Origin of the sequence: Thalassotalea piscium (genome assembly GCF_030295935.1) — a bacterium.
GTDB classification, from domain to species: Bacteria; Pseudomonadota; Gammaproteobacteria; order Enterobacterales; family Alteromonadaceae; genus Thalassotalea_B; species Thalassotalea_B piscium.
Genome location: NZ_AP027362.1, coordinates 1,897,753 through 1,923,999, shown reverse-complemented (window position 1 = coordinate 1,923,999; position 26,247 = coordinate 1,897,753). Strand labels below are relative to the sequence as shown.

The following is a 26,247-nucleotide window of genomic DNA, read 5'->3' as shown; positions in this document are numbered from 1 at the left end:
TCTGTTAATTTTTAGGGCTATGCTATCTTTCAACTTAACTACGTTAAAAATAGTTCATAGCAGAGCCTAAAAGGAAAGATCAACAGACCCTAATATTCTGTATTGTCGTTATCGTTCGAAGATAACAACGCTAATAATTGTTCTTTCAAGTTTGGTGGTACTTTATAGATTGTTAAGCTGTCATTTGCCTTATTATAAACAATATCTTGGCCAAAGTGACTGCGCTCAAAGCTAATACTGATACCATTTCCGTAGCCTGAGTATTTAGTGACCTTATTTACAATTGCTTGATCATGTGGAAACTGTTCTTCTAATGGGTAAGCTTGTTCTTGACAGAATTGATAAAAATCTTTTTCTTGATCAGTTGAAACAACTTTACCTACCTCCTTTAAAGATACTTCTTGAGCTGACTCCTTTTGCTCTTTACAGTAATTAAGCAACTCTTTACGGGTTTGTTGTTTTTCTTGCGGGTCAAACTGGTTAACAGCAACAAAGTCTTCAACCGCTTGTACTAATACCTGAGTTTGTACTTTTGAGTCCATTCCTTCTTCACAGCCTAAAAAGTCTAGAAAGAAATCAGATACTTTTCTACCAGCTCTCCCTTTAATAAAAGAAACATAACGATTGCTATCAGGGTTTTGTTGATAATCAAATAAATCAATTCTTACGGCTAATTGCAGCTTAGCAATATCTAAATGCTTAGCTGCTGAAATAGTTAATTCTTGATCAACCGAATAATGCTCTGAAACAGGAATGACTGCCACTAATAAATAGCGCCCACCCATGTATTCATAATGTGTTAACACTAAATAGCCAGTTTCTGCTAAATCATATTTAGTTAGTTCATTTGCTAAACCTTTGGCAGCCTGCTGTGAAAAATCGTTAAATGAAAGTTGCTCGTTAAAATACGATTCCATTATATCAACAAAGCGTGGGGTTTCACTTGGTTCTACTTGATCGGTAAACCTTCCATACCCTTTACTTCCTTTGCTGTTATAAAGGGTGTGTAAACCATTAGTGAAATCTTCGATTTTTGGTGTGATCGCAATTGACTCAGGGCCGAATCGTAATTCTACCTCACCTGTTTCGGTTTTTTGTGACAAAAAATGTAATGCAATATTAGAAATTATTAAGCTCATAGTTAATGGTCAGTATTATCTTGCGGTGGCTTTTGGTAAACTTGCGTTTTTATAAAGCCAACTATTAAAGTAAATTTATGCCTATTGTATCTAAGTATTCCAACGAACGTGTAGAAAAAATCATTCAAGCATTATTAAATGTGTTAGTTGAAGAATCAGCAACACCCGATTTAGCTCTGATGTGCTTGGGCAATACTATCACTGACATTCTTAATAATGAAGTGCCACAAGCCCAACGTGAAACAATAGTAAACAACTTTACTAATGCATTAAAACAATCTATAAAATAGAATATAAATAATAAAAACAATAACTAGGGCGTGTTTGTCTTTCAATGTTTATTTTGCAGCGGTGTGTTTATACTAATCTCACTAACTATGTGAACATTTCTACTGGTTAAAACAGTCAACTACTGCGTTATTTATTTTATAATTAGAACAACTGGTTATGAAAATAAACGCCTTGTATTTGACTGTTTTTACTGCGTATAAAATAGATCACTTAATTAATGAAACTGGTATTAGTTTTTAATCTAAACAAAGAAAAGCACAGTTAGCAGAATGGTAAATACGCCGTAATGTACTTATCTGTATAAGATAAGGCACAAAAAATATGAGAATTATAATTTATAATGGTTTCTTCTAGCGCTTCAACTTATAGCAAACGACTGCTTCATTTAATTAGCTGGGGACATTGGTTCACTTTCTTCAATATTGTCGTCGCTATCATTTTATCTTTAACCTATCTTGTTGCTGAACCATTACCAGAAACAATACTTGGTAAGTTGTATTTATTTTTTACATGGATCAGCCATATTGGTTTTTTAACCTTTATTGCTTTTTTGTTAATAATATTCCCGATCACCCTAATTTATCCTAAAACACGTTTAATACGTGGTGTTTCAAGCGTGTTTTTTACTATTGGCTTATTGCTACTGCTTCTAGATGCCTATGTTTATAGTCAGCTAGGCTATCATTTAAATGCGTCATCAAGTGACCAAATTATTGAGCTAATTGCTAATTTAATTAGTCATAACTCACGTTTATTTTGGTTTATCGCATTGTTAACAACAATGGTGATTTTAAGTGTTGAACTCGTTGTAAGTAATTACGCTTGGAAACACTTAAGAGATTTGCAAAAAACAGTTTTTGCTAAATACTTTGTGCTTGGCTTGGTATTTTCATTCTTCTTTAGTCACATTACCCATATTTGGGCCGATGCTAACTTAGAATATGATATTTTAAGGCAAGATACTGTATTACCGTTATCTTACCCAACCACAGCTAAAACATTACTGACAAAATACGATCTATTTAATAAAGCTGATTATTTTGAGCGTAAAAATAGTCCTTTAACCTTTACTAAGTTAGCTCCTCAATATCCGCTGCTAACTCAACAATGCCAAATGCAGCATACACAGCGTTCAACTTATATTGTGCTAAATGAAGAGATGTTAACAGAGCAGCAAATATTACAATTTAGCCAACGCTCTGGTACAGGAAAAGCCAATTTAGCTCACCATATTGATAACGCGTTACCAAACGATGCGTTGTTTAATTTATTTTATGGCCTGCCAACTATCTATAAAAATCAATTGGTTAAGAAAGAAAAGTCGCCTCTTATTTTTCAAGCACTTGAGCAAAACCAATTAGCTAGCTTTTTACACGTTATTTCCGATGAATCATCACCTGCGCAACTACCAAACTGGTTTAATTCGCTATTTAACGAAGTAGAAAGTCACACAAATATTGGAAAATTTATTACCAATAAAACCTTTGATAAAAAGCAAGCTGGTTTACATGTTTACTACTTTAAGCAAAAAGACCGCTATCAATTTGAATTATTTATTGATGCATTATTACTTGCACAAAAAGCAAGCAAAGACAAAGATATTATTTTGATCAACTCTATTGGTAACCAACAACCAATTAATCGTTTTGCTATAAAACCTGGCATTTTTATACATCCAGAGATTAAAAACAAAAACATTAATTATTTAACAAGTCAGTTCGATATATCACCAACACTACTTAAACACTGGTTTAACTGTAACTTATCGTCAGATATGACGATTAATGGTACAGATTTTATAGCGCTTTCACACGATCGAGTAATCGCTAATACCATTGATGAAGGTGTAATGGTTTTTAATAAAGACAAATCAGTATTTATTGATCAAAACAGTAATTTTCAAAGTTATTCAAGACAATTACAATCACCTATTACGGTGAAATCAGACTTCCCATTACTAATAGATGGTGTGAATTTTATTAAACGATTTAGCCAAAACACTAGTAATGACGAATAAATAAGCAGTTAGTAAGCCTTGGGTACGTTAATTATTGCAAAGTGGGGATTATTCATTATTATACCCCTTGCTTGAAAGAGCAAAGAAAGATTAATCGGGATATAGCGCAGCTTGGTAGCGCGTGCGTCTGGGGGACGTGAGGTCGCAAGTTCGAATCTTGCTATCCCGACCAATTTTTCATTATCAAACCTTGTTCATACAAGGTTTTTTTGTATCTACAATGTGTAAATTTTTACACTACCCTGTATCATTAATTTATCTAGCATTTAAAAATTCATGTTGCTCTACTCTGAGTAAACGACTTATACCAATCTCACTAACTATGTGATCATTTCTACTGGTTAAAAATAATCAACTACTGCGTTAATAATTTTATAATTATCGCTACATGGATGCAGCTTATGTGGACAATGCAGGAGCATTATTGCCCTGAACAACTAGTTATGATAATAAATGCCTTGTATTGAACTAATTTTACAGCGTATAAAATAGATCACTTAATTAATGAAACTGGTATTATTAGGTTTTTATTCTAAGGTTTGGACAGTTGTGTAGTAAGAATATATAACTATCAACTAATGGTTCAATCATAGAGCCTAAGTCAAAACTTTCAGGTAAGAATAACCAGTTATTAATTAACCCAGCGAAATAAGCATGTTTTACAATTGCAGCTTGGTGAACATCAAGGTCTTTTGGTAATTGCCCTTTGTTCATTGCATTTTTTAATGCTCGTTCAATACGGTTAGTACTGTCGATAAAAGACTTTATTTGCCTTTTTTCTAACTCTTCAGCTTGTCCATTCATTTCAAACTTATGAAATAATATAGAAAACACACGTTTTTTTCTTTCATCTTGGCTAATTTGGCGAAGGAATAATATTGAAAAGTCACGTATTTTACCTAAAGGATCAGGTTCATTTTCATCAGCACACTCTTCGCCTAACATTTCTAATGGCGATCTCACACGTTCGATCATTGCTTCAAATAGGTCAACTTTGTTTTTAAAGTGCCAATAAATAGCACCGCGTGTCATACCTACATGCTCTGCCACATCCATTAATGTGGTTTGAGAATAGCCTTTTGTGTAAAAAACAACTTCCGCTGCTTCTAATAAAAGGTTTCGAGTTTCAATTGCTTCTTCTTTGGTTTTTCTTGCCATATAACACCCCAAATACTGCTAGGTTAAATGAAATTATTCACTTAACAAAAAGTTCATACCATTAGTTTGTTATATCAAGTTACAAATAGTTTTAATCTAACGGAATTAATGGTTGATATTGTAGTGAATATCCTTTTAAAATACAAAACATTCACGAATGTATGTTTATATACTTTCATTAATCAACTATTTATTCAAGTGTGTAATCAAATAGCATAAGCACAAATTTATTTATTTAGTTTTGAATTTAAAACACTAGAGGTTTGTATGAAGTTTAAAATCAGCACATTAATGCTGTCATCAGCACTTGCTGTATCGTTAGTAGCATGTCAACCAAGCGATGCGGCTAAAGCACCGCAAGCAAGACCTGCTCAGCAGGTTGATGTAATTACATTAAAAGCTGAAAACGTACCATTTATTGATACCCTGCCCGCACGAGCAGTCGCTTCAAAAGTTGCAGAAATACGCCCACAAGTTACTGGCATTATTTTAAAAAGACATTTTGTTGAGGGTAGTTATGTAGAGGCTGGCCAAACTTTGTATCAGATAGATGATGTTATTTATCAAGCTAATGTTGCTTCAGCCAAAGCAAAGCTTGCCCAAACACAAGCAAACTTAGTTACTGCAAAAGCTGAGCTTAAGCGTTACCAAACGTTAATTAAAGATAATGCTGTTAGCCAACAAAACCTAGACCAAGCACAAGCGCAATATAAAGCTTATCAAGCAGAGCTAGCAATGAATAAAGCTGCATTACATAAAGCAGAGATTGATTTAACTTATACTCGTGTGCTCGCTCCTATTTCGGGAAAAATTAGTAAATCAAATATTACTGAGGGTGCACTAGTATCTGGTGGTCAAAGTAATGCACTTGCTACTATTACCCAATTAAACCCTATATATTTTGATTTAAAACAAGCGAGTTCACAAATTAACCAACTTCAACAACGCCTTAGCTCTGGTGAGTTATCTGAGCTAGAGCACAGTAATGTTCAATTGAAATTAGGTAAGAAAATTATTCAAGGTAAATTGTTATTTAATGAAGTACAAGTTAACCCAAGTACTGACACCGTAACGATGCGTGCAGAGTTTGATAACTCAGATAAAAATTTAATGCCTGGCATGTTTGCACGAGTTGACGTGTCACAAGCCGAGCGTTTAAATTCTATTTTAGTGCCACAAAAAGCCGTAATGTTTAACCGTAAGGGTGAAGCAAGTGTATATTTGTTAACCAGCGAAAATACAGCTGAACTTCGTCAAATATCATTAGGCCGCTCAATCAATGAAAACTGGTTGGTGCTGTCAGGTGTAAATGAAGGAGATAAAGTAATTACCGTAGGCTTGCAAAAGATTAGGCCAGGCGCACCTGTATCTCCAGTTGAATCAAATGTTGGTACGGAGTAACGAATGGCTAAAATTTTTATAGACCGCCCTATTCTTGCATGGGTTATTGCAATAATGATCATGTTGGCGGGTTTACTCTCTATTAACCAATTACCTATTGCTCAATACCCTGACGTTGCTCCCCCTTCTGTTTCTGTTTCTGCAAATTACTCAGGTGCTTCAAGTGAAGTCGTTCAAGATACGGTTGTTCAAGTAATTGAACAAAGCTTAACAGGTATTGATAACGTTCAATATATTAGCTCTTCATCTGACTCTAGCGGTAATGCAAACATCACGTTAACATTTACTGCGGGTACTGATCCAGATACAGCGCAAGTTCAAGTACAAAACAAACTACAAACAGCAATGCCGCTATTGCCGCAACAAGTTCAACAAAATGGAATCAGGGTCGCTAAATCTAGCTCTGGATTTTTAATGGTTATCGGTTTTTATTCGACCGATGAAGATACTACCCGTTATGATATTTCAGACTTTATTGCAGCAAATATTCGTGATCAAATTAGTCGTGTAAATGGTGTTGGTGATGTTCAGTTCTTCGGCTCTCAGTACGCAATGCGTATTTGGCTAAACCCCGTTAAAATGACTCAGCATAGCGTTACAAGTAGCGATATTACTAATGCAATAAAAAGTCAAAATGCACAAATTGCAGCGGGCGAGCTTGGTGGTGCACCTGCGATAAAAGGACAGCAAATTAATGCCAGTATTATTGTTGAAACTGGCTTAAAAACGGCCGAAGAGTTTGGAAATATATTAGTAAAAGTTAATCCTGATGGTTCAACAATTAGAGTAAAAGATGTCGCTCGTGTTGAGTTAGGTGGCGAAAGTTACCAATTATTAACAGAATTTAATAATCATACATCTGCAGGGTTAGGTATTTCACTGGCATCAGGCTCAAATGCACTTGAAACAGCAGCCGCAATTCGCAAGCGTATGGATGAATTAAGTGGTTTGGTTCCTGATGGAATAGAAGTCGTGTTTCCATACGACACAACGCCTTTTGTTGAATTGTCTATTGAAGGTGTTGTTTATACATTAATAGAAGCCGTTATTTTAGTGTTTCTAGTAATGTACTTATTTTTACAAAATTTTCGTGCAACCTTAATTCCAACCATTGCTGTTCCAGTAGTTTTATTAGGCACTTTTGCTATTTTATGGATGTTTGGTTATTCAATTAACACCTTAACAATGTTTGGCATGGTACTTTCAATTGGTTTATTAGTGGATGACGCTATTGTTGTTGTTGAAAACGTAGAACGCGTAATGCATGAAGATAATTTATCACCGAAAGAAGCAACGCGAAAATCTATGAAACAAATTACCAGCGCGCTAATTGGTATTGGATTAGTATTGTCAGCAGTGTTTGTGCCCATGGCCTTTTTTGGTGGTTCAACCGGTGTTATATACCGACAGTTTTCTATTACCGTTGTATCATCAATGTTACTTTCAGTAGTCGTTGCATTAATTTTAACGCCAGCGCTGTGTGCCACAATGTTAAAACCTGTAGATCAACATAAAAAACCTGAAAAAGGCTTTTTCGCATGGTTCAATAACCTTATGGATCGTTCAACTAAACGTTATCAAACAGTGCTTGGTAAAATACTGACGCAAACAGTTCGTTATATGTTGATTTACGGCTTATTAGTTATAGGTTTGATCTTTTTGTTTAGTCGTTTACCCACTTCATTCTTACCTGATGAAGACCAAGGTACGATGTTTACGCAAGTAATATTACCTCAAGGTGCTAGCCAAGAGCGATCTTCTGAAGTGATGAATAAAATAGAAAAGTTTTATTTAGAAGATGAAGCTGAAAACGTTGAGTCAATTTTCACCGTTATTGGCTTTAGTTTTAGTGGCCGTGGACAAAACTCTGGCTTAGTGTTTGTTAAACTGAAAGATTGGGAAGAGCGTAGTAAACCAGAGCAAAATGTTAAAGCGATTGCGGCGAGAGCTATGGGAGTGTTTTCACAATATAAAGATGCCATTGCATTTGCTTTTGTCCCCCCTGCTATTCGTGAACTTGGGAACTCATCTGGTTTTGATTTTCAACTACAAGATATGTCTGGCCTAGGACATGAAGCATTAATTAATGCACGTAATCAATTACTAGGCATGGCAGCACAAGATCCACGTTTAGTAGGTGTTCGTCCTAATGGTCAAGAAGACACAGCTCAATTTAAAATTGACGTTGACCAACAAAAGGCAATGGCTTTAGGTATATCACTTGCTGATATTAACCAAACCTTCTCTACAGCATGGGCTTCTAATTACGTTAACGACTTTGTTGATAATGGCCGTATAAAACGTGTTTATGTACAAGCTGATGCACCCTACAGAATGATGCCTGACGATCTTAAATATTGGTATGTTCGCAATAATAAAGGTGAAATGGTGCCATTTACTGCGTTTAGTACCACTCGATGGATTTATGGTCCGTCTAAACTTGAACGTTATAACGGTGTTTCTTCTGTGCAAGTATTAGGACAAGCAGCACCAGGATTGAGCACAGGTGACGCTATGCAAGCAATGGAAGAAATCGCATCAAGCTTGCCTAACGGTATTGGTTTTGAATGGTCAGGCATGTCATTACAAGAGAAAGAGTCGGGTTCACAAGCCCCTATGCTTTATGCTCTGTCAATTCTAGCGGTGTTTTTATGTTTAGCCGCGTTGTATGAAAGCTGGAGTATTCCGTTCTCAGTAATGATGGTTGTACCGCTTGGTGTTTTAGGTGCATTGTCGTTTGCACTTGCTAGAGGCTTATCTAACGATGTTTATTTCCAGGTTGGTTTATTAACAACGATTGGTTTAGCCGCTAAAAACGCTATTTTAATTATTGAATTCGCGCGCACCTTATATGAAGAAAACGTTGGTAAGAAAACCTTAATAGAGTCAACTATTGAAGCCGCTCGACTACGCTTACGACCAATTATAATGACATCGCTCGCGTTTATGTTGGGTGTAACCCCCTTAGTATTAAGTACAGGAGCAGGCTCAGGCAGCCAAAACGCGATTGGTACGGGGGTTTTTGGTGGAATGTTTTCAGCTACCGTTTTGGCTATTTTCTTTGTTCCATTATTCTTTGTTGTCGTTTATAAGCTTTCTGAAAAGCTGGCTAACAATTCAGCTAAGATGAAATAAAGTAGTTTACTATACCGCAACCGATAAAGCGCCTTTGATGATTTTGTGAAGTAACGCTAAAAAGCTCAGCATTTGCTGAGTTTTTTTATTTATAACTTATGACCCATCCTAAATAAAGTTTTAGATTCTAGGTCCTTTCCATGTTTTGTAAGTTGTGCCTTGCCACCAAAGATCCTGATAGTAAGATAATGCAAGAGTAAATACCTATAACCGCAACAATAACCGCTTATTCTGTTAAAAGACAACCTCTGTTCTAAAAGCCTGTTATATAAATTCCTACTACCTTTCCCCTTATAAACAACCCTAACAACCCTTAATTCAACTACTCAGTTGTAATACACACCTTGCGCCTAAAGACATTATTTATTTATAAATTTATTAACTAATTTAATTTCTCTTTACTGTTTATAGTGATTAATTTAAATAGTGACCAATTACACACTCATCAAATCAGAGTTATTAGGGTTGCCATCAACCCCAAACCTAGAGTTACTGGAGTTACCGCAATATCTAATGAAAGGGTTGTCAGGGTTATTATATGATTGCGTACGCAGGGTTGTTAGAGTTATACTTACAAGGGCTGATAATTGGAGGTTTTATGAAGTACCCTGTGAAAATAATTAAGTTAATCAGTGATGATAACTTTGAACTAACTGTGCCCGACTTACCTGGCTGTAAGTTAAAAGGTCATTCAATTGAAGTAGTGATGGACGGTATTACTGAGGTGATTGCCAACCATTTAAGTATTTTGGCTGAGTATGGTGAAAATATTCCGCATGCTTCTTCAATTGATTCGTTAATGGCAAATCAACCCAATGTTATCTGGGCGGTAATAGATTTTGATATTGTTCCCTACTTGGGAAAAAGTCATAAGATTAATGTTACTTTACCTGAGCTGTTAATTAATCGAATTGATGATCGGGTAAGTAAAAGTGCAGACTATAAAACCCGCTCAGGCTTTATTGCAACAGCTTGTATTGAATTGCTAAATAAAAATAGAACAAACTAGAACAGAGGTTTTAAAATGTCATCAACGAAAAATTTATTATTGCTAAGTAGCTCTCGTGTTGGAAATACTGATTATTTAACCCATGCATTAACTATGATCAAATCTCATTTGGGAGATGTAAGAGCGATTTTATTTATACCCTACGCGGGCGTCACAGTATCGAATGACCAATATACTGAGATGGTGACTAATGCCCTATCGTCAATAGAAATTAATGTGACGAGTATTCATCAATATACTGATCCCGTTGAAGCGATAATGTCTGCTGAAGCTATTGTGATTGGCGGAGGAAATACTTTCAGATTGTTAGAATTACTTTATGACAATGATTTACTCACAGCCATTAGCACTAAAATTGGTCAAGGTACCCCTTATATTGGTTGGAGTGCAGGGTCAAACGTTGCAGGATTATCAATCAAAACAACAAATGATATGCCAATTGTAGAGCCGAAAAGTTTTAACGCACTGAGCTTAGTTAATTTTCAATTAAACCCTCATTACACTGACTTTAATCCGCCAGGGTTCAACGGTGAAACTAGAGAGCAGCGTTTAAAAGAGTTTATGGTGGTATCTCCAACAACAACTATCATTGGTATTGTGGAAGGCACAGCACTTAAGTGTGTGGATGATAAAGTCACATTAATTGGTGAAAATGATGGGTATATATTTAAAGCAGGCAAAAAGTTAACGTTTAAGGCTGGCGATACGTTAACTTTTAATTAATATACAGTAATACCATTTCGTATAAAGAAGTGACTACTTTCTGAAACAAATTGGTATCAGCTTTATTGCGGCAGCAGAGAAAGGTTTATTTTCTTTGCTGCTGATTCAATGCTCTCATTTTCTACAAAAGTAGCGAGTAAGGGAGCCGGAAGTAATGCCATCAACTCATTGATATTATCGGTTAAATATGACATTGGCTGCTGACAGTTAGCAACCCAACCTACACAATTAAGTTGGTCATTTTTAATGGCTTCATAGGTTAGCAAAGCATGGTTTAAACAACCTAACTTCATATTGATGACTAAAATAACATCTTGATTAGTTTTTATGGCAAATGAAGATAAAAATTGGTTGTTACCCAAAGGTAAACGCCAACCTCCTGCACCTTCCGTAACAATGATGTCTGCCCCTGACTGCTCAACTAGTTGATACCCGATCACACAATCTGCTACAGATAACTTAATATGTTTATTTTGTGCTGCAATATGAGGTGCTATAGGTGCTTCAAAGGCAATTGGATTTACCTGATTAATGGTTTGATCACAATTTACTTCAGCTAGTAAAAGACGAGCATCTTCATTGATCAATTGTTTACCTTGCCAATAACAACCTGCAGATATAGGTTTATACGCCGCTACTTTTTGGTTAGATAATACTAATGCACGGATGAACGCTCTGGCAAAGTGAGTTTTACCTGCATCTGTGTCTGTTGCAGTAATAAAGTAGTTTTTCATGATGATGTCTTAATAATTAAAGCTGAATAAACACTATACGTTGCAGGATAAATACCGCTAGGCTCTTGAAAATTCTGATAACTTTCGATCATTTTCTTCCACTTTTCTTTACCAGCGAGTCCTTTACTTAATTTTTTAGGGACTTGATTAGCACCAAGCCCTTTTAATTCGATAGCTAAGTGTTTAACACTTTCATACTCTAAAACAATATCTTTACTTAGATGTTTTACTTTATTTGCTGCCCCTATATTAAATAGTTGGTTAAGTTCATCTTCTGTATGAAAATCAATAACGTGTTTGTCGTTATCAACTTGGGCCCATGATGCTTTTAATTCTTGTAAAGTCCCGTCAATTAGCGTTGATACAACAAATAACCCACCAGGCTTTAAAATACGCATTACTTCTTGCAACGCTTTATCAATAGGCTCGCACCATTGGATCATTAAATTGGAATAAACAACATCTATACTCCCGGTTTGGTATGGAAGTTTGAAAGCGTCACCTTGAGCCCAGCGTATATTATATTTTCTACTTTCTTTTGCATACTTTAGCATTTTAAATGAGATATCGGTGCCTACAACACGCTCATACCGAGTTGCTAACAAATCAGAAAAATATCCTGTTCCACACCCTAAATCTAACACAGTGATATTTTGCTTTTCTGGTAACCAAGGTAGTAAATGTTTGCCAGTGAAGCGTTGTAGCCTCGCAGAAATATCATAAGACTTGCTAGCATCACCGAATGAACGCGCTATTTTTATTCGGTTTTTTACATCGGGCATTAAATTACAACCTCATTAATACTTTGAGCTAAGTATTTGATATCTTGCTCATTATGGTGAGCACAAATAGTAACACGTAACCGAGAACTGTTTGTTGGTACTGTAGGCGGACGTATTGGTGTTAACCAAATCCCCTTTCTTTTTAGTTTTTGTGCTGCCATCAATGTTTGTTCTGCATCACCAATAACAATTGCATGAATTGAAGACGATGTTGGTACAAGTGTTATATTATCGTTGAGCATTTTAATAAATAATTGGCTTAACTGATTTATTTTTTCTCTTCGCCAAGTTTCTTTTTGAATCAATTCAACACTCTTAATTGTTGCCCAAGCAACTGCTGGAGACATTGCTGTAGAATATATGTAATGACGAGAAAAATTTACTAAAAATTGATACATATCTTCATCACAGGTGACAAAAGCACCATTAGTAGCAATGGCTTTACCAAAAGTTGCCATGGTTAAGTCACTTTCACAATAATAGCTACTGCCTTGACCTTTATCGCCTACTACACCAATTGAATGGGCATCATCAATATAAGTTTTAGCATTATACCTTTGTGCTAATGTATTTAATTGTACAATGTCAGCACTGTCTCCATCCATACTAAATACGCCTTCACTGATAATAAGTTGATTATGATCATTTTGCGTTGCCATTATTCTAGCTAACTGTTCATAATTATTATGTGCAAAACGTTTAAAAGATTGTTTATCATTAATAACAGCGTCAATTAATGAAGCATGACTGAGCTTATCTAAAATAAATTTAACGTTATTTTGAGCTAATGCTTGAATAACACCAGTGTTGGCGGCAAAACCACTGGCATATAACAAGCATCTAGGTTTGTTTAACCACTGACATATTTTTTCTTCTAATGCTTGATGAGCATAATTAAAGCCAGTGACTAGACTTGACGCACTAGCGCATAACCCAAAGCGATCAACACCTTCGATTAAGGCTTTATTAATGTCTTTGTGTTGGTTCAAACCAAGGTAATCGTTAGATGAAAAGTTTAGATATTTCTCCCCATCGACAATAATCTCTGTGCCTGTTTGAGCGGTAATTAAAGAACGCTCACGAAACAACGACAAATGTTGTTGCTGTCTCACTTGTTCTTTTAGAAATTTAAAGCTCATCAAGCCATTACTGCGCAGCGTTATAAAATAAATCGCTATGTTGGTTATTGATCACCTGATGAGTTAATTTTTCTTGCACTTGCTCGTCATCAATATCGTGTTTAATGGTTTCGGTATTTATACCAAGTTTTTTAAATAACATTACATCAGCATTAGTTTCAGGATTAGCCGCGGTTAATAACTTGCAGCCAAAAAAGATAGAGTTAGCTCCCGCAAGAAAGCACATTGCTTGCATTTGTTCGTTCATTGCTTCCCTGCCAGCTGAAAGTCTTACATGACTTTTTGGCATCATAATACGCGCAACAGCAATACAGCGGATAAAGTCGAAAGAATCTAAGTCATCTACATTAGCTAATGGCGTGCCATCAATTTTAACAAGCATGTTAATTGGTACACTTTCTGGTTGTGGTGATAAGTTAGCAAGTTGAGCAAGCAACGACGATCTATCTTCGGCTTTTTCCCCTAAACCTACAATACCGCCTGAGCATACTTTCATTCCTGAATTTCGCACGTTTGCTAATGTGTCAAGCCTGTCTTGGAAGGTCCGCGTTGTAATAATTTGGTTGTAATGCTCAGGTGATGTGTCTAAATTATGGTTATAATAATCTAAGCCTGCATCTTGTAGTTCGTTCGCTTGGTCTTTATCAAGCATGCCTAATGTCATGCACGTTTCTAGTCCTAAAGACTTTACCCCTTTTACCATTTCTACCACATAAGGCATGTCGCGAGCTTTAGGGTTTCTCCAACCAGCGCCCATACAAAAACGTGTAGAGCCCTGTTCTTTAGCTTTTTGTGCCGCTTCAAGGACTTTTTCAACCTCCATTAAGCGCTCTTTATCAATGTCCGTTTTATATCGGGCGCTTTGAGAGCAATATTTACAGTCTTCTGGGCAAGCACCTGTTTTTATTGAAAGCAATGTGCTTACTTGAACTTCATTAGGGTTAAAGTTTTCACGATGCGCTACTTGTGCTTTAAACATTAAATCATTAAATGGTAAGTCAAATAGTGCGTTGACTTCTTGCTGTGTCCAGTTATGGCGAACTTGAAATTGAACATTTTTTGAATTGTTGGCATTTAAAGACATGTTAACGACCTAGAATAATGGAATTGAATAAGTAAACTTTTAGCGGTAGTCTATGCATCACAACGAATATGTCAACAACCACTCTCAAACTAAGTTTACTAATGACCAATAAACATACAGATGATTTAGCCTTTGATCGCCAACATATTTGGCACCCTTATACATCAATGAGTAAACCGTTACCTTCTTATCATGTTAAATCTGCCAGTGGCGTTACCATTGAACTTTCAAGTGGCGAGCATTTAATAGATGGTATGTCTTCATGGTGGTCGGTGCTTCATGGCTATAACCACCCTAAGTTAAACCAAGCACTAATAGCTCAAAGCAAGCAATTTTCTCATGTAATGTTTGGTGGATTAACACACCAACCCGCTATCGACTTATGCCGTAAACTTGTTGATATATCGCCTAAAATACTAACTAAAGTTTTTTTAAGTGATTCGGGATCAGTTGCCGTAGAAGTTGCATTAAAAATGGCGTTTCAGTATTGGCAAAGTAAAGGGGTTAATACTAAAAATCGTTTAATGACCGTTAAAAATGGCTATCATGGTGATACATTTGCGGCAATGTCAGTATGTGACCCTGTAACCGGAATGCATCAAATATTTGATAAAGTATTGATGAAAAACATTTTTGCTCCACAACCTCAGTGCGACTTTAATAATGATTGGGATGAAAGCTGCATTGATGAGCTGTCTTTATTATTTGAACAACATCACACAGAAGTTGCAGCGTTTATTATAGAGCCCATTGTTCAAGGTACTGGTGGTATGAATTTTTATCACCCTGAATATTTAAAAGCCTGCCGGCAGTTGTGTGATCAATACGATATTTTATTAATTTGCGATGAAATAGCGACCGGATTAGGCCGTACCGGTAAATTGTTTGCAAGTAACTGGGCTGATATATCACCCGATATTATGTGTTTAGGAAAAACTTTAACTGGTGGTTACCTTACCTTGGCCGCTACATTAACTACTGAGCACATTGCTAATACGATCAGTGACGGGGAAGCAGGATGTTTTATGCATGGCCCAACTTATATGGGAAACCCATTAGCCTGTGCTGTAGCAAATGCTAGCATTGATCTCTTAATATCAAGTGATTGGCAGACAACTGTAACGCAAATAGAGCAACACTTAACTAAACTGATACTACCACTGGCAAACCACTCAAGAGTAGAAGCTACACGCGTATTAGGTACCATTGGTGTAGTAGAAGTTAAACAAAATGTTAATGTGGCGACGATACAAAAACGTTTCGTTGAATTAGGTGTATGGATCCGCCCTTTTGGTCGGCTTATTTATATAATGCCACCGCTAATTATTAAAGCTAATGAACTTGCACAACTTGCTAAAGCCATATCTATTGTTCTTGATGAAGACAATTGCTTTGATAAGGGCAAGTAAGTATTAACCTTGACCTAATACTTAATGCAGAACTTAGCTTTATCCTTATCCTTTATTTATCAAGGGTAAAGTCTAATTTTCTCACTTTGATATTAACACCAAAGTTTGTTAGCCCATGGTAAAAATCAGCTAGATTACAAGTACTCACTTGTTTGCAAATTATGCCGTATTTTAAAATTGCAGGTTTATAGCTTTGTAATGATGCTTGTTCAAGCCAAAAGAGTGCTTTTTTGAAATCTATTTCTACATAGCGACCATTAATATACATTTCGGCTAGGTTAACTTGCCCTTGTGCATAACCTAGCTCTGCGGATTGTTGAAAGTATTCAAAAGCAGATGCTAAATTAGTTTCACTAAAGCGTTCATTTAAATAAGACTCACCAGTAATATTTTCTTTTTTCCCATAAATTAAATGACTACTAACAGCCCTAGGCTTTTCTGGTCCAACTAAATTCCCAAATAACTTTTTTCTAACTGGTCGTTTTGCTAAATATATTACGTTGTTGTAATACATATTTTTAATTTCACTTAGAGGTAAATTATACCGCTTAGTTTCAAAGGAATCGCTATATCTTAGTTGCCCATAAGAAATGCTGTTAATAGCGGCATTTTGGCGTTGGTACAAGAGTGCGCTATAGACTAGCGTTACTATATCACCGGTTATATCAACAACCTTTGCGATACGATATTTTTCTGTTGGTCTTAACTTATCACTGAGTAACCGATAATCTACAAAGTAGATGTCATTTATTTTGGGATTTGAAATAACTGCTAAGCTTTGATTTTGCTCGGCTTTAGTTGTTTTATATTGGTATAAAACTATTAGTAGCAGTATCAGTAGCAATACAATAGCAACAATGCTTTGTATATAACTTGGTTTTATTTTTGGTACTTTAAAAGACTTAATATTAAGTGCTTCATTAAATGTCATAAAAGTTCATCCTTATACTTTTTCTATTCACTACAATGATAAATATAATAACTAACCCGATCCCTTTGTAACAATTTGCACCAATATATATACGATCCACGCAACAGATACGATAAAAAGTAGTAACGAATTAAAGTATTTGTGATCTGTTTTTCTACGAGAACGAAATCGGTTTAATATAATGCTCACATAACTTATCAAAGCACTTAGCCATAATAAAATATAGAGATACCCTGTTAAAGGCGTTAACCAAAATTTTCTTACCTCAATGCCATGATACCGAAGTACACCATATTGGTTATCGGGAGCAGCATAGTAAGACATGACCAAAGCAAAGGTGAATAATAACCAACTAATAATAGCTGAACCTTTAAGGATCAGGGTCCAAATATCCATTTGTTTACGGCGCTCTTTATCTTGCATTTTACTAGCAACCTTTAATAAATTTTATTTATAGCAAGTTTTTTAACTTTTACGGCCTATTATCGTCAATTTTTACTTGTTAAACACAATAAGCAAGGTAACATATCATCCCCAAAATATAGAAGAACATTTAACAAATAAAGAGGTTGATAAATGTCAGTTATAGCAATTACTGATGTATTAACGGGTAAACACCCAGTTGATCAAGAAATTACTGTTCACGGATGGGTAAGAACTCGTCGTGACTCAAAAGCAGGTATTTCATTTTTAGCCATTCATGATGGCTCATGCTTTGATGCTATACAGGCTATAGTGCCAAGTGAATTAGACAATTATCAATCAGATATACTCAAAGTCACAACGGGTGCGGCTGTTGTTGTTACTGGCACATTAGTAGAGTCTCCGGGGCAAGGTCAAGCATTTGAGATCCAAGCAACTAAAGTAGAGGTTCTTGGCTTTGTTGAAGATCCTGATACTTACCCAATGGCAGCTAAACGCCATAGTATTGAGTTTTTGCGTGAACATGCCCATTTACGTGCTCGTACCAATTTAGGTGGTGCTGTTACTCGCGTTCGTAACTCTCTTGCACAAGCGATACATCGTTTTCTTCACGAAAAGGGCTATTTGTGGATCAGCACACCCCTTATCACTGGCAGCGATTGTGAAGGTGCTGGTGAAATGTTCCGTGTTAGTACACTTGATTTAGAAAACTTACCTCGTACCGATAAAGGTGAAGTTGACTTTAACCAAGACTTCTTTGGTAAAGAAACATTTTTAACCGTATCTGGACAGCTTAACGTTGAAACTTACTGCTGTGCTTTATCAAAGGTGTACACTTTCGGGCCTACTTTTAGAGCTGAGAATTCAAATACAAGCCGTCATTTAGCCGAGTTTTGGATGGTAGAGCCTGAAATCGCCTTTGCTGATCTTTCTGATGCCGCAGATCTTGCTGAAGAAATGCTTAAATATGTATTTAAAGCGGTACTGGAAGAACGTGCTGACGACCTCGCTTTTTTCCAACAACGTGTAGATAAAACAGTTATTGATCGTTTAAATTCGGTTGTTAATTCTGATTTTGTTAGACTTGACTACACAGATGCTATTACTATTTTAGAAAACTGCGGTAAAACATTCGAAAACCCAGTATCTTGGGGTGTAGATTTAAACTCAGAGCACGAGCGTTTTCTAGCTGAAGAACACTTTAATGGCCCTGTTGTGTTAAAAAATTATCCGAAAGATATTAAATCATTTTACATGCGTTTAAATGATGACGGTAAAACAGTTGCTGCAATGGATATTTTAGCACCAGGCATTGGTGAAATTATTGGTGGTAGTCAACGTGAAGAACGATTAGATGTATTAGATCAACGTTTAGCTGAAATGAATTTAGACAAAGATGATTACAGTTGGTACAGAGACCTGCGTAAGTACGGTACTGTGCCTCATTCAGGTTTTGGTTTAGGCTTTGAACGTTTAGTTGCATACGCAACGGGCGTATCAAATGTTAGAGATGTGATCCCATTCCCTAGAACACCAAATAACGCATCGTTCTAAATCGCGATATCGTTTAAAAGCCCGCTAAAAAATTGATTATGAGCGGGCTTTTTTATGTGTAATCTTAACTGTAATATGATTACTATAGATAGCTCACTATGCCTTCGGTCGATTTTGTACCTTTTACTAAATAATCTTTTGGCATACTGCCTATATAGAGAAACCCAACAATATCGTTTTCTGGTGACACATTAAGTGCTGTCTTAACGTCTTCATTGTAACTTATAGCACCTGAACGCCAAATAGCACCATATCCTAATGCAACACAAGCCATTTGCATTGCATGACATGCACAACCAGCAGCTAAAAACTGCTCTTTTTCAGGCACTTTGTCGTGAGACTTATAATCAGTGCTAACAACTATTATTAGCGGCGCTCTAAACGGCATTTTAGCGGCCTTATCCAATTTTGCTTGGTCTGTCTCTGTTGTTGAGATAGCCTTTACAAAAATATCACTTAATGTATCTAACCCTTCGTTTTGTACAACCGTAAAATGCCATGGCGTTAAACACCCATGATCAGGTGCTCTCATACCTGCGGCAATAATCTTGTCTATTTCGTTACTAATTGGTGCTGGCGGACAGAGTTTTGCCGTAGACTGGCGAGTTAATAGCAATGATAAACTATCGTTCAAAATAATTTCCTTTAAAATATGTATAAGCGACCTAAGTTTATATTGCTAATTATATAGAATATAAAGCAAATTAGTAGTCACCTTGGTTCTGCGTTAAATTATGCATTGTGATCGAAATACCTGCCGAGTAAATACATGTTTAAGATTTATTTACAAAAGAAACTACTCAGCACGACAAATTTTCAGTAGCATAGCTAATAAATCGACTTACAAAGAAAAGCACGTAAATATGAATGAACAAACGAGTACAAATACAAGTAAAAAACCTAGCCGTATAGGTAGGTTATTCTCATCAATTTTTAGCCTATTAAATACGTTACGTAAAACGATAGTAAACTTAGTTTTTTTTACCATATTACTCGTTTTTATTTTGGCTTTAACTTCAGACAACGACAAAATTATCGTACCAAACGAAACTGCACTTGTATTAAATATAAGAGGCGATGTAGTTGAACAAAAGCAATTAGTTGACCCGCTTGATAGCTTTGTTAATGAAGCATTTAATCAAACGCCACAAAACCAAGAAGTATTACTCAATGATATTGTTGATGTGATCAAACATGCTAAAAATGATGATCGGGTTAAAGTATTAGTTTTAAAGCTAGAACGAATGACTGGTTCAGGATTAACGAAGCTAGATGTGATAGCTAAGCAACTTATTGATTTTAAAGCATCAGGCAAGAAAATAATTGCTACTGGCGATCAATACGATCAAAACCAATATTATTTAGCAAGTTTTGCTGATGAAGTTTGGTTGAACCCCAATGGTTACTTATTACTAGACGGCTATGGTCGCTATCAACTTTACTTTAAGTCTGCATTAGACAAGTTAGAGATTAGCCAACACATTTTTAGAGTAGGTACTTATAAATCAGCTGTAGAACCTTATATGCGTGATGATATGTCAGACGCCGCAAAAGAAGCTAATAAAGCATGGTTAGATGAATTATGGGTTCATTACAAAAACAATGTAGCAAAACAGCGCGGTTTTTCAGTTAATAATTTCGATGAAAGCCTGTCAGATATTATTACTAAATTACGTGCTGTAGACGGTAAAATTGCTGATTACGCCTTGAATAACCAATGGGTTGATCACCTAAAAACTCGCGAACAAGAGTTGTCAGATTTAACCGCGTTAGTCGGTACCGAAAAATATCAACATATTGGTTTCGAAGACTACTTAAAAACAATAAAACCTATTTTCCCAATTGTTAATCCTACAACAGCCAAAGTGGCAATAGTTGTTGCTAAAGGGACCATTTTAGATGGTAAACAAAAACCAGGTACAATTGGTGGCGACAGCACAGCGGCATTACTTAAAAAGGCGCGTGAAAACAAACAAGTAAAAGCGGTTGTTTTAAGAGTTGATAGCCCTGGTGGTAGCGCGTATGCCTCTGATATAATTAGGCAAGAAATTGAATTACTGAAAAAAAGTGGTAAGCCTGTGGTGGCTTCTATGGGGACTTACGCTGCTTCTGGTGGGTATTGGATCTCAGCTCCTGCTGATAAAATAATTGCAGCCCCAACTACTATAACAGGCTCTATTGGCATCTTTGGTTTTTTTATGACCTTTGAAAATACACTCAGTAAATTAGGTATTCACACTGATGGTGTAGCTACTACAGAGTTTGCCGGTGTTGGTTTAACGCGAGAAATTACCCCACAAATGCATGAAATATTTCAAATGGGTATTGAGCGTGGCTATAAAGACTTTATTACATTAGTTGCCAATAATCGTAACCTAACATTAGAAGAAGTAGATACTATTGCCCAAGGCAGAGTATGGACAGGTTCAAAGGCAAAAGAGTTAGGGTTAATTGATGATCTTGGCGATATGAATGACGCCATTAACATTGCTGCTGAACTCGCTAAATTAGATAGTTTCGATACGCTAATTGTAGAAAAAGAATTATCGCCAAGAGACCAATTTTTAGAAAGTCTTGTTGGACAAGCACTAGTCTATTTGCCCGAAGAAACAGGCACTTCGCCCTACTCAACGGGACCTATTAAAAAGTTACTTAACAAGCTTGCTGCTGAATTTAGCGCTGTTGAGCAATTGAATGATCCACAAGGAATATACTCACTTTGTTTGACCTGTGAGATATAAGAATATAATGAAAAAAAGAATATATATAGCATATACCGGCGGAACCATTGGAATGAAGGCCAGTAAAGAGGGGTTCGTTCCAATAAAGGGCCATTTAACTGAATCAATTATGAAAGTACCCGACTTTCATCGCTCAGAAATGCCAGAATTTACAATTAATGAGTATTCACCATTAATTGATTCTTCTGATATGACACCTAATGACTGGCAGTTAATCGCTAATGATATTGACAAACATTATGATGATTATGACGGGTTTGTAGTTTTACATGGCACAGATACCATGGCCTATACTAGCTCTGCTCTGTCATTTATGTTTGAAAACCTATCAAAGCCGATAATTGTAACAGGGTCGCAGATCCCGTTTAGCCAATTACGCTCCGATGGGCAGGAGAATTTATTAAATGCTTTATATATAGCAGCTAACTACCCTATTAACGAAGTTGGCTTGTTTTTTAACAATAAATTATTTAGAGGCAACCGAAGCATTAAGGCTTATGCTGATGGCTTTGATGCTTTTGATTCACCAAATATGCCTGCGTTACTAGAGGCAGGTATAAATATTCGCGTAATTGCCGGTAAATTAAGTGATGGAATAAGTAAGCGTCCCCGCTTACATCAAATGACACCACAACCTGTTGGTGTTGTTCATCTTTACCCTGGTATAAGTGCTGAATTAATTGAAAATATTATTAAACAACCAGTTAAAGCGTTAATTATAAAAAGTTATGGTGTTGGCAACGCGCCTCAAAGTAAGGCGTTATTGTCTTGCTTAAAAGCGGCAATTGACAATGGTATTATTATTGTTAATTGTAGCCAATGTATTAGAGGTACCGTTAATATGGGTGGCTATGCTACAGGTTCGGCATTAAGCCAGTGTGGTGTAATAAGTGGTGGAGATATGACGTTAGAAGCGGCTTTAACAAAGTTACACTTTTTACTCAGTAGCGACTTATCAATCGCACAAATAAAACTACAAATGGGTACTAATTTGCGCGGCGAAATTACCGATTAAACGAGGTAACAACAAATGGCTTTTAACTAAAAGCTAAAAGCCATTTATTAACCTTATATCAAAAACAAAGGTCGAATTCGTGAAATTAGTGGCAAGTCTTCATGAGTTAGTTTTCCTAGCATTAACCACTCGCTGAATATACCTTCTAATGAAACAACTTGTTTATTAGTAAGTTGTTGCTGCATTAATTCTACTTGTACTTTCATCGTTAGTGCGTGATCAGATTCCGGGGGTTTAACCCCTGCAATTAGCTCTAGCGCAACAGTCATTTCTTTGCGGCGATCTGAATCTGCTTCGGTTTTTGGTATCGCTTTAAGTTGTTTTTTCCATTTTGTGTCTAGCTTAATAAACTGATCATCAGCGTCATAATCTACTTCATTTTCTATTGCATTATTAATAATTGCAAATAGTGTATGCCAGGTAGCTTCTTTTTTATGTTTAACTAGCGCACTTTTTTGATTATTTAATTTAGTAGTAATAGCAGCTACCTGAGCTAACATATCATTACTTTGTGGCTTTAATACTGTTAGCTGTTCTTTTAATAGATCAATCTCTTCAATAAACGACTTTATTTGCACTAAAGAGTTTTGACCTTCAGCCTGAGCGTCTAAATGAGTAAGCTGTATTGATAATTCATTCAGTTTTAGTTTATTACTTTCAATTGTAATTTCCTGCTGCTGACTACGCATAGCAAATATTTGATCATTAAACACTCTGAATGCTTTCCACAGTTTATTTTCTTCTTTCGGTCCACTGTAGCCAATATCTCGCCATTGTTTCTGTAATTGTTTAATAGCATGAGATGCTTGCTCTTTATCATCTAGCTTTAATAAAGATTCTGCTTCACCAATCAATGCTCGCTTCTTTTGTGCATTAGTTTGATGAAACTCGTTTATCGAATGTTTAACTGGTTTAATTGCAAGCGTAAACTCTTTATTTAAGCGATGATATTGTTGTTTATCAACTTCTCCTGCATTGCGCCATTTTTGTAATAACTTATTTAAGTCACTGTCCAATTGTTTCCAATTAATATCGCCTTGTTCTGTCACTCTCATTGCTAAAGCTTTGCTTTGAGTAATGAGTTGTTCGCGATCTGATCGGTGTTGCTCTCTCAGCTTCTCTTGCTCGCTATAAAACAAACGACAAGGTGCAAATGCTTGTTCACATGCAAGATTAAACGCAGTATTAAGCTCATCATTAAGATCAGCTTGTGCATGACCAAAAGAATTCCATAATTTACGAAAACTTTTAACTTTATCAGCTTGCTCCAAAGGGCTAGCTAAAGGTGTTTCAGCTATTGCTTGTGCTTCTTTCAACAGTGCTAGTTTCTTTGGTGTAGCTACATAGCTTTCCCAGTCGCTCAGATCATTAATTTTATCTTGGCAAGCTAAGTAGTCTTTCGCTAAGTGCTGCTGTTGTTGCTCAGTTAATTGTAAATATGACTTTTCAGCTTTTTTGAATACACCAAACGACGCATTAAATTTACCACTGTTGATTAACCGTTTTACATCAGCAAATTTATTTTTTACATGTTTAAATTGAAGTAAAAGCGCTCGTTCAAACGGAGAGTTAGCTTCATTCCACTGTGTTGTTAATTCCTGGTACGAGTCTGTAATACTCTTAGGTAATAAATAACAAGAGTCTTTATTAACTTTACGCCATTGTTTTTGCCAGTTTTTGTAGAAATTAAGTTTGTCAGTATATTGTTCAACTGATTGAGGTATAGCCACTTGCGATAACTGAGAAATTAAATGTGTAGCACTAGTAATTGACTCCGCAATTAAATCTAATTGTAGGAGCTTAGTTTGTTCTTGTTTAAATAATGCGCTCAACCGTGCTTTTGCAGAGTCATCTAAGATCGATGTTGATAATGCATTAAGTTGTTGATCAATTAACTGCTCAACTTGTGCCTTATCAATTTCAGTATTTTCGTATATTGCAGTGGTGATTTTTTGGTTCAGTTGGGTAACATTGTCATGAAAAGCTTTTGATTGTGCTAACTTTTCCTGAGCTAACTTTAATTCAATTTGTTGTTGCTTGTAATCTTCGGCTTTAATTGCAAAGATTTTTGATAATTGTGCTTCAATAGTCTGCCACTTAAGATTAAAGCTAGTGACCTCCTCTTCAGAGAGAAGACTAAAATCTGCTTTTAATTCATTCCATTGACCAATTATTCCATCTTTTTTAACTATCATATCCTGATAGATAGGAATATCTTTAAGCGCTAAATATTTAGCTAATATCAGTTGCGCTTGCTTAGCTAATTTAATCGGCTTTTCTTTAGCTTCAACTAATGCCGCTATTTTATCGTTTATAGCAGAGGTAACTTCATTAAGCTCTGTTTTCTTAGCTAATTTTTCTAATAAAGCAATATCATCAACGTGTTCTACAATATAGGTTTGTAATTTACTATTATCACTTTTATTAAATAGCTTTACCGCGAGTTGCGGTTTATTAAGCAATTCATAAAGCGTAATTTGCAAATTAGAATTAGTCTCTTGGAAAAGCCATTTTTCAAGTAACTGTTGGTTAGGTTGTTGTTCTAAAAATGCAAATTTTTCTTTGTTATCAAGTGTTATGGCATCGAGACCAAGCACAATGTCTTCTACTTTTTGCTGAGCAAGTGCCTTAACATTCTGGTTATCATTATTATTGCTAGCATCTAACCATGTTGAAAACTGATTAACTTTTGCCAACGCACTTAGACGAACATCTTTACTTGGATCTGATTCAATTAATCCAACCAAAATATGTTTGTCTGAAGGCTCCGATACATTAAGTTCGGTTAAAGCTTGGAGCCTTACTTTAGCATTTTTGCTCTGCCATTTTTCTTTGAATAATTTAGAAAAAATCATAAATCTGTGAACCTTGCGATTGCTTCATTTTGTTTAGCAAAACTAGCTTTAAGCTCTCGCTTAGTTTTCGTAACAATTTCACCATTTGAACCTACAGTTAATATTTCATCTGAATTTAAATGCTTAGCTTGATAAGCCATAATTAACTGTAATGCATTTTCTTGTTGCTCTTTGCCTACTTCATTTCCTTCTGGCCATTTACCCGTTTCAGCAGCATGCTTTAAACGCAAATACATATCTTCAGACATGTTTTCAACAACGTTGATGAGATCCATATTATTTACTACTACGCTTTAATAAGATTAATCGAATACGTGTGGCTATGTACCAAACGAAGCCAACCAGTGCACAAACCACTGACAATGCATATTCTACAGTTCCAGGCTGCACATCTTGCCAGTAAAATAACAAAAAGCCACCACAAAATAGCAACATTGCAATAAATGAATGTGTCATTAATCGTTGAGACTTGTTAATAACATTTACTTTCGACAATGTTTGCAGCTTTTCTTCATCTAAATTTTGAAGATCAATTGCGCAATGAGAACAAGTTTTTGCTTTATCAGATATTTTCTTTTTACAACTTGGACAATTTATTACAGCCATAATTACCTCGTTAAAAAATTTTGGGGTTATTCTACAAAAAAAAGCACCACATTGGGCGCTTTTTAATAAATTATTTAACATCTATTGATCTAAACAGAAGT

The 26,247-nt window shown here is 35.8% G+C and carries 22 protein-coding genes and 1 tRNA gene; 11 read left to right on the top strand and 12 right to left on the bottom strand.

Going from position 1 to position 26,247, the window contains the following annotated elements; all coding sequences use genetic code 11:
• Positions 1–89: 89 nt before the first annotated feature.
• Positions 90–1,139, bottom strand: coding sequence for a nucleoid-associated protein YejK (gene yejK, locus QUD79_RS08320; RefSeq protein ID WP_184422960.1), 1,050 nt, complete (start codon positions 1,137–1,139; stop codon positions 90–92).
• Positions 1,140–1,216: 77 nt separating this feature from the next.
• Here yejK and QUD79_RS08315 point away from each other — a divergent pair, with 77 nt between their 5' ends.
• From QUD79_RS08315 to QUD79_RS08305, 3 genes are all read left to right on the top strand, one after another.
• Positions 1,217–1,429 (top strand): YejL family protein, encoded by a 213-nt coding sequence (locus tag QUD79_RS08315; protein ID WP_184422958.1) that lies wholly within the window; start codon positions 1,217–1,219, stop codon positions 1,427–1,429.
• 341 nt (positions 1,430–1,770) lie between these two features.
• Positions 1,771–3,447: a DUF3413 domain-containing protein gene (locus tag QUD79_RS08310; protein ID WP_184422956.1), complete on the top strand. Its 1,677-nt coding sequence runs from the start codon at positions 1,771–1,773 to the stop codon at positions 3,445–3,447.
• A gap of 95 nt (positions 3,448–3,542) precedes the next feature.
• Positions 3,543–3,619: transfer RNA gene (locus QUD79_RS08305), tRNA-Pro, on the top strand.
• Positions 3,620–3,966: 347 nt separating this feature from the next.
• Here the strand turns inward: QUD79_RS08305 and QUD79_RS08300 are convergent.
• Positions 3,967–4,605, bottom strand: coding sequence for a TetR family transcriptional regulator (locus tag QUD79_RS08300; protein ID WP_184422954.1), 639 nt, complete (start codon positions 4,603–4,605; stop codon positions 3,967–3,969).
• Positions 4,606–4,872: 267 nt separating this feature from the next.
• Between QUD79_RS08300 and QUD79_RS08295 the strand changes: the two genes are divergently transcribed.
• The 4 genes from QUD79_RS08295 to pepE all read left to right on the top strand — a co-directional run bounded on the left by QUD79_RS08295 (position 4,873) and on the right by pepE (position 10,873).
• Positions 4,873–6,006 (top strand): efflux RND transporter periplasmic adaptor subunit, encoded by a 1,134-nt coding sequence (locus tag QUD79_RS08295; protein WP_184422952.1) that lies wholly within the window; start codon positions 4,873–4,875, stop codon positions 6,004–6,006.
• A 3-nt stretch (positions 6,007–6,009) separates the two neighbouring features.
• Entirely contained in the window at positions 6,010–9,141 is a 3,132-nt protein-coding gene (locus QUD79_RS08290; protein WP_184422950.1) for an efflux RND transporter permease subunit, read from the top strand.
• Positions 9,142–9,679: 538 nt separating this feature from the next.
• Complete coding sequence (locus QUD79_RS08285; protein ID WP_246454885.1) at positions 9,680–10,150, top strand: type II toxin-antitoxin system HicB family antitoxin; 471 nt, start codon at positions 9,680–9,682, stop codon at positions 10,148–10,150.
• Positions 10,151–10,165: 15 nt separating this feature from the next.
• Complete coding sequence (gene pepE, locus QUD79_RS08280) at positions 10,166–10,873, top strand: dipeptidase PepE (protein WP_184422948.1); 708 nt, start codon at positions 10,166–10,168, stop codon at positions 10,871–10,873.
• A gap of 62 nt (positions 10,874–10,935) precedes the next feature.
• Here the strand turns inward: pepE and bioD are convergent, their stop codons facing one another.
• The 4 genes from bioD to bioB are packed head-to-tail and all read right to left on the bottom strand — an operon-like array spanning position 10,936 to position 14,612.
• Positions 10,936–11,607: a dethiobiotin synthase gene (gene bioD, locus QUD79_RS08275; protein WP_184422946.1), complete on the bottom strand. Its 672-nt coding sequence runs from the start codon at positions 11,605–11,607 to the stop codon at positions 10,936–10,938.
• The gene (gene bioC / locus QUD79_RS08270) at positions 11,604–12,389 is read right to left on the bottom strand and encodes a malonyl-ACP O-methyltransferase BioC (protein ID WP_184422944.1); all 786 of its coding nucleotides are present in this window, start codon (positions 12,387–12,389) and stop codon (positions 11,604–11,606) included. The genes bioD and bioC overlap by 4 nt, the downstream gene beginning before the upstream one ends.
• Positions 12,389–13,528 (bottom strand): aminotransferase class I/II-fold pyridoxal phosphate-dependent enzyme, encoded by a 1,140-nt coding sequence (locus QUD79_RS08265; RefSeq protein ID WP_184422942.1) that lies wholly within the window; start codon positions 13,526–13,528, stop codon positions 12,389–12,391. Before QUD79_RS08265 ends, bioC begins: the two co-directional genes overlap by 1 nt.
• Before the next feature lie 7 nt (positions 13,529–13,535).
• On the bottom strand, positions 13,536–14,612 hold the full coding sequence (gene bioB / locus QUD79_RS08260) for a biotin synthase BioB (protein ID WP_184422940.1): 1,077 nt from the start codon (positions 14,610–14,612) through the stop codon (positions 13,536–13,538).
• 101 nt (positions 14,613–14,713) lie between these two features.
• On the opposite strand from bioB, the gene bioA reads away from it, so the two are divergent.
• The gene (bioA, locus tag QUD79_RS08255; RefSeq protein ID WP_184422938.1) at positions 14,714–16,021 is read left to right on the top strand and encodes an adenosylmethionine--8-amino-7-oxononanoate transaminase; all 1,308 of its coding nucleotides are present in this window, start codon (positions 14,714–14,716) and stop codon (positions 16,019–16,021) included.
• 52 nt (positions 16,022–16,073) lie between these two features.
• Here the strand turns inward: bioA and QUD79_RS08250 are convergent, their stop codons facing one another.
• Both QUD79_RS08250 and QUD79_RS08245 read right to left on the bottom strand, forming a co-directional pair.
• Entirely contained in the window at positions 16,074–16,952 is an 879-nt protein-coding gene (locus QUD79_RS08250; RefSeq protein WP_184422936.1) for a tetratricopeptide repeat protein, read from the bottom strand.
• 51 nt (positions 16,953–17,003) lie between these two features.
• Positions 17,004–17,375 (bottom strand): hypothetical protein, encoded by a 372-nt coding sequence (locus QUD79_RS08245; RefSeq protein ID WP_184422934.1) that lies wholly within the window; start codon positions 17,373–17,375, stop codon positions 17,004–17,006.
• Positions 17,376–17,528: 153 nt separating this feature from the next.
• On the opposite strand from QUD79_RS08245, the gene asnS reads away from it, so the two are divergent.
• The gene (gene asnS, locus QUD79_RS08240; protein WP_184422932.1) at positions 17,529–18,929 is read left to right on the top strand and encodes an asparagine--tRNA ligase; all 1,401 of its coding nucleotides are present in this window, start codon (positions 17,529–17,531) and stop codon (positions 18,927–18,929) included.
• Between the two features lie 82 nt (positions 18,930–19,011).
• Here the strand turns inward: asnS and QUD79_RS08235 are convergent, their stop codons facing one another.
• Positions 19,012–19,563 carry an NAD(P)H nitroreductase gene (locus QUD79_RS08235; protein WP_184422930.1) on the bottom strand — a complete coding sequence of 184 codons (552 nt, stop codon included), beginning with the start codon at positions 19,561–19,563 and terminating at the stop codon, positions 19,012–19,014.
• 229 nt (positions 19,564–19,792) lie between these two features.
• Here QUD79_RS08235 and sppA point away from each other — a divergent pair, with 229 nt between their 5' ends.
• Positions 19,793–21,670, top strand: coding sequence for a signal peptide peptidase SppA (gene sppA, locus QUD79_RS08230; protein WP_184422928.1), 1,878 nt, complete (start codon positions 19,793–19,795; stop codon positions 21,668–21,670).
• A gap of 7 nt (positions 21,671–21,677) precedes the next feature.
• Positions 21,678–22,685, top strand: a complete 1,008-nt coding sequence (ansA, locus tag QUD79_RS08225; protein WP_184422926.1) for an asparaginase — start codon at positions 21,678–21,680, stop codon at positions 22,683–22,685.
• Positions 22,686–22,738: 53 nt separating this feature from the next.
• On the opposite strand, the gene QUD79_RS08220 is transcribed toward ansA, so the two are convergent.
• From QUD79_RS08220 to QUD79_RS08210, 3 genes are read right to left on the bottom strand one after another with little or no spacing between them, the layout of a single operon-like run.
• The gene (locus QUD79_RS08220) at positions 22,739–25,540 is read right to left on the bottom strand and encodes a DUF349 domain-containing protein (RefSeq protein WP_184422924.1); all 2,802 of its coding nucleotides are present in this window, start codon (positions 25,538–25,540) and stop codon (positions 22,739–22,741) included.
• Complete coding sequence (locus QUD79_RS08215; RefSeq protein ID WP_184422922.1) at positions 25,537–25,815, bottom strand: YeaC family protein; 279 nt, start codon at positions 25,813–25,815, stop codon at positions 25,537–25,539. The genes QUD79_RS08220 and QUD79_RS08215 overlap by 4 nt, the downstream gene beginning before the upstream one ends.
• Position 25,816: 1 nt before the next feature.
• Entirely contained in the window at positions 25,817–26,146 is a 330-nt protein-coding gene (locus QUD79_RS08210) for a hypothetical protein (RefSeq protein ID WP_184422920.1), read from the bottom strand.
• Positions 26,147–26,247 lie beyond the last annotated feature (101 nt).

Coding starts and splice junctions, on each gene's coding strand:
- bioB (WP_184422940.1), bottom strand. CDS start 14,612: ATGTCTTTAAATGCCAACAATTCAAAAAATGTTCAATTTCAAGTTCGC.
- QUD79_RS08285 (WP_246454885.1), top strand. CDS start 9,680: ATGATTGCGTACGCAGGGTTGTTAGAGTTATACTTACAAGGGCTGATA.
- QUD79_RS08290 (WP_184422950.1), top strand. CDS start 6,010: ATGGCTAAAATTTTTATAGACCGCCCTATTCTTGCATGGGTTATTGCA.
- QUD79_RS08310 (WP_184422956.1), top strand. CDS start 1,771: ATGGTTTCTTCTAGCGCTTCAACTTATAGCAAACGACTGCTTCATTTA.
- QUD79_RS08300 (WP_184422954.1), bottom strand. CDS start 4,605: ATGGCAAGAAAAACCAAAGAAGAAGCAATTGAAACTCGAAACCTTTTA.
- QUD79_RS08215 (WP_184422922.1), bottom strand. CDS start 25,815: ATGGATCTCATCAACGTTGTTGAAAACATGTCTGAAGATATGTATTTG.
- sppA (WP_184422928.1), top strand. CDS start 19,793: ATGAATGAACAAACGAGTACAAATACAAGTAAAAAACCTAGCCGTATA.
- QUD79_RS08250 (WP_184422936.1), bottom strand. CDS start 16,952: ATGACATTTAATGAAGCACTTAATATTAAGTCTTTTAAAGTACCAAAA.
- bioC (WP_184422944.1), bottom strand. CDS start 12,389: ATGCCCGATGTAAAAAACCGAATAAAAATAGCGCGTTCATTCGGTGAT.
- pepE (WP_184422948.1), top strand. CDS start 10,166: ATGTCATCAACGAAAAATTTATTATTGCTAAGTAGCTCTCGTGTTGGA.
- QUD79_RS08315 (WP_184422958.1), top strand. CDS start 1,217: ATGCCTATTGTATCTAAGTATTCCAACGAACGTGTAGAAAAAATCATT.
- QUD79_RS08210 (WP_184422920.1), bottom strand. CDS start 26,146: ATGGCTGTAATAAATTGTCCAAGTTGTAAAAAGAAAATATCTGATAAA.
- asnS (WP_184422932.1), top strand. CDS start 17,529: ATGTCAGTTATAGCAATTACTGATGTATTAACGGGTAAACACCCAGTT.
- QUD79_RS08220 (WP_184422924.1), bottom strand. CDS start 25,540: ATGATTTTTTCTAAATTATTCAAAGAAAAATGGCAGAGCAAAAATGCT.
- QUD79_RS08295 (WP_184422952.1), top strand. CDS start 4,873: ATGAAGTTTAAAATCAGCACATTAATGCTGTCATCAGCACTTGCTGTA.
- yejK (WP_184422960.1), bottom strand. CDS start 1,139: ATGAGCTTAATAATTTCTAATATTGCATTACATTTTTTGTCACAAAAA.
- bioA (WP_184422938.1), top strand. CDS start 14,714: ATGACCAATAAACATACAGATGATTTAGCCTTTGATCGCCAACATATT.
- bioD (WP_184422946.1), bottom strand. CDS start 11,607: ATGAAAAACTACTTTATTACTGCAACAGACACAGATGCAGGTAAAACT.
- QUD79_RS08245 (WP_184422934.1), bottom strand. CDS start 17,375: ATGCAAGATAAAGAGCGCCGTAAACAAATGGATATTTGGACCCTGATC.
- ansA (WP_184422926.1), top strand. CDS start 21,678: ATGAAAAAAAGAATATATATAGCATATACCGGCGGAACCATTGGAATG.
- QUD79_RS08265 (WP_184422942.1), bottom strand. CDS start 13,528: ATGAGCTTTAAATTTCTAAAAGAACAAGTGAGACAGCAACAACATTTG.